The organism is Nostoc flagelliforme FACHB-838 (assembly GCF_014698065.1).
Classification (GTDB): Bacteria; Cyanobacteriota; Cyanobacteriia; order Cyanobacteriales; family Nostocaceae; genus Nostoc; species Nostoc flagelliforme_B.
Map to the genome: position 1 here is coordinate 1 of NZ_JACJSI010000375.1, position 5,552 is coordinate 5,552.

The 5,552-nt window shown below is 41.5% G+C and carries 4 protein-coding genes and 1 pseudogene; 1 reads left to right on the forward strand and 4 read right to left on the reverse strand.

From position 1 onward, the window contains the following. From H6G97_RS44090 to H6G97_RS55145, 4 genes and pseudogenes are all read right to left on the reverse strand, one after another. On the reverse strand, positions 1 to 1,263 hold a 1,263-nt coding region (locus H6G97_RS44090), incomplete at its 3' end, for a zinc-dependent metalloprotease family protein (protein ID WP_199350077.1). Positions 1,264 to 1,285: 22 nt separating this feature from the next. Further along, positions 1,286 to 1,393 (reverse strand): annotated as a pseudogene (locus H6G97_RS44095) (transposase); the annotation flags it as partial. A gap of 161 nt (positions 1,394 to 1,554) precedes the next feature. Beyond that, positions 1,555 to 2,565 (reverse strand): trypsin-like serine protease, encoded by a 1,011-nt coding sequence (locus H6G97_RS44100; RefSeq protein WP_190946804.1) that lies wholly within the window; start codon positions 2,563 to 2,565, stop codon positions 1,555 to 1,557. A 22-nt stretch (positions 2,566 to 2,587) separates the two neighbouring features. Then, entirely contained in the window at positions 2,588 to 2,719 is a 132-nt protein-coding gene (locus H6G97_RS55145) for a hypothetical protein (RefSeq protein WP_277883433.1), read from the reverse strand. A 255-nt stretch (positions 2,720 to 2,974) separates the two neighbouring features. Between H6G97_RS55145 and H6G97_RS44105 the strand changes: the two genes are divergently transcribed. Continuing rightward, complete coding sequence (locus H6G97_RS44105; protein WP_190946805.1) at positions 2,975 to 5,311, forward strand: two-partner secretion domain-containing protein; 2,337 nt, start codon at positions 2,975 to 2,977, stop codon at positions 5,309 to 5,311. The last annotated feature ends 241 nt before the right edge of the window (positions 5,312 to 5,552 follow it).

A 5,552-nucleotide genomic window follows, 5' to 3' on the forward strand; every position in this document is an offset into this window, starting at 1 on the left:
ACTTTCACCATTAGATAAGTGAGTATCGATATTAACTAGACCTGCGCCATCATTGAAGACGTTGACTAAATCATCTTTCCCATCTGCGTTAAAATCGCCAACTAGCCATTTTTGAGAATCCCAAAATCCGCCTTGCCCAGTTGCCCATCGCTTGATATTAGGAAAGTTTAGAGTACCATTGATAAAATACTGCCCCAAACTGCCGTAATCCGTATAACCAGTTGAAAGAGGATTTTCTTTTCCTATACCATCAATTTTGAGGTAATAATTTCCAGCAACGACATTTGTTGTAATACTTGCAGATAGTAAATCTGTTGGATTGGACGATGCAATTAAAGTACCGGCAGAATTGTATAGCTCTGCCAAAATGTCTAAGTTTGGCCCTCGGCTAAAAGGATTCACTGTCAAGCTAATCAGACCAGTATCTGTGACAAAACTATAAAAATCTAGATCTGTATTGCGCTCAATGATGCCACTATCACTGATAGACGTACCAGAAATGTTTAGTGGCTTTGCTGTCGCAATTATATCACCACAATCATCGGCTCGGTAGGTAAACCCATTTTGGGTTGTAATAATTTGCAAATCATCCTCAGTATCGTTAGCAGAAGCATACTCGCCTTTACTCCACTGGGTTAGCTCCTGGTAATACCCCGCCGATCCCATAATTGGTGCCCAGCTAGTCTCTCCACTACCATGTCCTTCGTAGTATTCTTCAGCGGGGGTTATTCGTCCATCATGCTTGAGTCCTAGCGTATGACCTACTTCGTGAGAGATAGCCTTAGCCGTCTCCTTCTCATCACCGTTGATCGTATTTTTAGCAAAAACAAAGGCAGGAGTATCACTATTCCAGTTGAAAGAATCAACATAGGCGACTCCTCCGGCTGCTTTACCATACCAATCGTCATAGCTACCGCCGATCGCAACACGCACCCCCCAACGAGCATCATCACTGCCGCTCTTAACTAGATCGTTAATATCTGCTGGAGCCTGCGTTGTAACATTGACATTAAATGGGCTGAAATCCTCAGCAACACGCTGCCAGATATACTGAATTCTTTCAAGTTCAACCGAGCTAAAGGATGCTGCATCGCTGTCGAAGTCAAAAGCAGGGGTGATAATGTTAGCCAAACCTTTACTTGTGTTCCAGAAACTACCAGAGGTGATATTGCCGTCGAAATCTAAATAAATTGTCTGATTAGCTCCTAATAAGCTGTTGAGGGAGAAAGTTTTAGACAGGTCTAAAGAAGCTGATATTGACATATAATTTCATCCTTAGAGACTTTCAAATAAATTCAGGTAAACGCTCATAATCCTTGCTGAGACGATCATATTGGTTAAACTACCCAAATCTTCTGTCAACTACCCAACGTTTCGGTAAAACCTGAAATTCTGGCCTTTTAAATTTACTTTATAAATAGCCTCTGATTGTTGGGATTCACTCACAACGAATCGCACTTGAGTTGTCGTTGTGAAAGACAATAACTTTACTACGACAGATCGATCTCTTCATACTCTTTTTTGGCCAAGGTATTGTTACACAGTTTGATTTATTCACTTTGTTCTACTTACTTTCTTTTTAAAATGTGAACTGATAATCAAAACACTGAGAGTGAATACAGTGCCTAATAAAGTAAAAGGTTCTGGAACCGTGCGGGTAGCAGCAATCTTGCCTGCTAAAACATCATCTATAAAGTTGGCATAATATGACACGCGAGTACTATAGCCAATCTCTCCGAAAGAAGAATCATATTTATCATTGACATCCCGACGGGGGGCAAATCTAATACCAAACGATGTAATACCAGTAACTAATTCATTTATGAATGCTGGTCCACCCGAATCACCAGGAGCAATGCCGACTTCAAATATCCCCAAACCCGTATCACCAGGAGGGTTATTGTTACGCTCCAATCCACTATCGAAGTCATAACCCAAGACTTTGAAAGCATTTGCTTCTTGGTTTTGCGGATAAGAGTTGTAATCGTAATTATTGTAACCATAACGCTTAATTCCAGATGGAAAATTTATTCGGTCGGAACCCGTTTCTCCATTACCAGAAACACCATACCCGACGACCGTAAAATTCTCACCGAGTTCATCACCACCCCGATAAATGTTATATCTGTCAGCTTCTATTGGAGCCAAGGTATCAAGTCCAACAATTGCAATGTCATTGGCGTTTAAAACATTACCGTTCCAACCAGGATGAATATAATAAGTGGAGGATTCTACTGTATTCCTTCCCGTAAGCAAATCAAAGTTCACTCTTACGTTCTCAACATAATCTATAATTCCTGGTATGTTGCCTTCGGTAAGACAGTGAGCAGCAGTAAGAATATGCAACCCTGTAGGCAATAATGAACCTGTACAAAGTGCAGGATTGCCATTTTGGTTTAACCTTAGTTCCACAATACCGTCACCCGTACCAGGAGGAAGTATATAATCATTGGGGTTGCCTGTAACCAGAATAGCTTCTGCTTGCTTGCCAATGTTAATAGCTGTAAATACACCTACTATAGATATCACAGTAGACGCAAGGGTAAGGAGTTTCAGTTTTTTCACGATAGATGCTCTTTAGTGGACATCAAGTTAATACTTGTCTACTTGGGGGCATGACGAAATAAGCAGCGATCGCATCGAAGCCTTCTTCTTCCAAGCATCTTAAAAATATGTTGCGGGCTTGCTCCTCCATATCAATAACTAAAATCTTTGTCATTCTTTTTCCTAATATTCAATTTCTATTCGTTGGAAAAATGAACAAAGTAGTTAGTGAAGTACTAGACAAGTATTGAAGCACTTCTATTTATCTATCAGCTTTTTGAGGTGGGCTTTTATGCAAAATTCGGAGTTTTTTACAAAACTTCAAGCTAGTCAAATATAAACTTTTGTAACAATAAAAGCTCTTTCGCGTAAAATTCACCCTCTATTGCCAGAAATAAATAGAGAGGGAAAGTAACTTTTGGAGTGCTAAATGAATCAAACCTCGCTTGATAAAATAGATGTTTTGCTTCACCAACAAGCTTCAACAGCGCAGCAATACCCGTACATGGCAAGGAATTGGGTAGGTGCAACGTTAGAAATAGCTCAAAATTGGTGGTCTTGGGGTTTTAGTTTGGCGATGGGCAGCCTTTTGATTGCTTCTTCGCCAGAGTACGTTTTTGCTCAGATTACCCCTGATGGCACTTTGCCTAATAATTCTGTTGTTACACCAGATGGCAACACCCTCAATATCACTGGAGGAACGCAAGCAGGAAGTAATTTGTTTCACAGCTTTAGTGAGTTTTCTGTCTCTCCTGGCGGTACTGCTTCTTTTAATAATGCTCTTGATATTCAAAATATTATTAGTCGAGTAACGGGTGGGTCACGTTCTAATATTGATGGAATAATTCGTGCTAACGGCACAGCTAATTTGTTTTTGATAAATCCTAACGGAATTATTTTTGGACAGGGTGCGAGGCTAGATGTTAAAGGTTCTTTTGTAGGGGCTACAGCTAATGCTATTGGATTTGGCAATCAAGGTTTTTTCAATGCTACTAATCCAAATACTCCTGAACTGCTAACGGTTAATCCTTCCGCCTTACTATTTAATCAAATCAAAACCGCATCTATCCAAAATAACTCAGTTGGTTTGCGCGTACCAAATGGCAATAGCTTATTGTTAGTAGGCGGTGACATCAACATGGATGGTGGAGGGTTATTTGCTTTTGGTGGGCGAGTTGAGTTAGGTGGTTTATCTGGTGCAGGAACTGTTGGGTTGAGTGGAGATGGTAGTAATCTGAGTTTGAGTTTTCCTGATTCTGTAGAAAGAAGTGATGTAACGTTAAGCAATGCTGCAAGAGTAAGAGTTAATGCTAGTGATAGTGGAAGTATCGCTGTTAATGCCCGGAATTTAGAAATGACAGGAGATAGTGAACTGTTTGCAGGCATAGAAAGTGGGCTGGGTTCTGATAATAGTAAAGCGGGAAATATTGAGGTTAATGCTACTGGACAAATCAATCTTGATGGGAGCTACATTAATAATCAGGTGCTAGAAGAAGCAAACGGGCAGGGGGGCGATATTAATATCAGTACTAGGACTTTACGAGTTGAGGGTGGCGCACAGGTGGGTACTAGTACAACAGGTTATGGCAAGGGAGGAAATTTAAGCGTTGATGCCCAAAATATTCAACTCATTGGTGGATCAGTAAATGATCGGGTTCGCAGTGGCTTATTTGCTTTCGCACAGCGAAACTCAACAGGGGATGCAGGGGATTTGACGATTAAAACTAATTCCTTGCTCGTGCAAGATGGCGCACAGGTGAATACTAGTACCTTTGGTTATGGCAAGGGAGGAAATTTGAGCGTTGATGCCCAAAATATTCAACTCATCGGTGAATCAGGAAATGGTCGGCGCAGTGGCTTATTTGCTTCTGCACAGCCAAACTCAACAGGGAATGCAGGGGATTTGACGATTAAAACTACTTCCTTGCTCGTGCAAGATGGAGCAGGGTTAGCTGTGAACAGCCTCGGAACAGGAACCGCAGGGAATATGACATTAACTGCTCGCTCTATCCGCTTAAACAATAACGCTTTCCTCACCGCCGACACACGCAGTAATAAAGTTGTCCCAAATAGGCAGCAAGCGACAATTAATATTAACTCAGAAAATTTAATCATGAGCCGCAATAGTAATATCTTCACCAACGCTACTGGAGAAAATGTTATTGGCGGTGATATCAACATTGACACTGATTTCCTCATCGCTTTTAAAAATAGCGACATCAGCGCCAATTCTGCTAACTTCTTTGGCGGAAACGTCCGAATCAATGCCTCTGGTATTTATGGCACACAGTTCCAAGATACGCAATCAGAGCGCACAAGTGATATAACTGCTACTGGAGCAAGTCCCCAGTTTACTGGTTCTGTAGAACTGAATACACCTGGTATCGACCCCAACAGTGGCTTGGTTGAGTTGCCCACAGTACCAGTTGACACCCAACTAGCTCAAGGCTGCTATAGTCCAGGTTACGCCCAAAATCGATTTGTGATTACTGGACGCGGCGGTTTACCATTTAATCCTAAAGACATTCTCACTCCTGATGCAAGCCAAACAGATTGGGTGTCTTTTAAACCCACTAACAACAATCGTTCCCTACCACCTGTTACTAATAAACCAACAACTAAACCAACAACCTCCACTCCCAAACGCATTGTTGAAGCCACAGGTGCAGTACTAAATGCCAAAGGACAAATAGTCCTCAGTGCTAATTCATCTAACGCTACTTCTCATACTTCCAAGCAAAACCCAACTCAGTGTTATGGTAGCTAAAGTTACTCGAAGTGTTGCTGTATCTTGTTTGCTCATGTTATTCAGTAGCTTGGCAACAGGACAAAGATAGTGGAATGGTGCAGCCTCCAAGCGACGGCTACGACTTGCGTATAGCGGTTCTCGCTTGCGTGAAATACAAAATGTGGGAGGATGAACAAAGTCAACAGCAAAGTGCATCTGGTATGAAAGCATACTCCATTGACCTCCGCCAAAAAGTAATTGACGCATATAATAATCAAGA

Bases quoted from the DNA above. Each gene is read 5' to 3' on its own strand.
- H6G97_RS55145 (WP_277883433.1), bottom strand. From the start codon at position 2,719: ATGACAAAGATTTTAGTTATTGATATGGAGGAGCAAGCCCGCAACATA.
- H6G97_RS44105 (WP_190946805.1), top strand. From the start codon at position 2,975: ATGAATCAAACCTCGCTTGATAAAATAGATGTTTTGCTTCACCAACAA.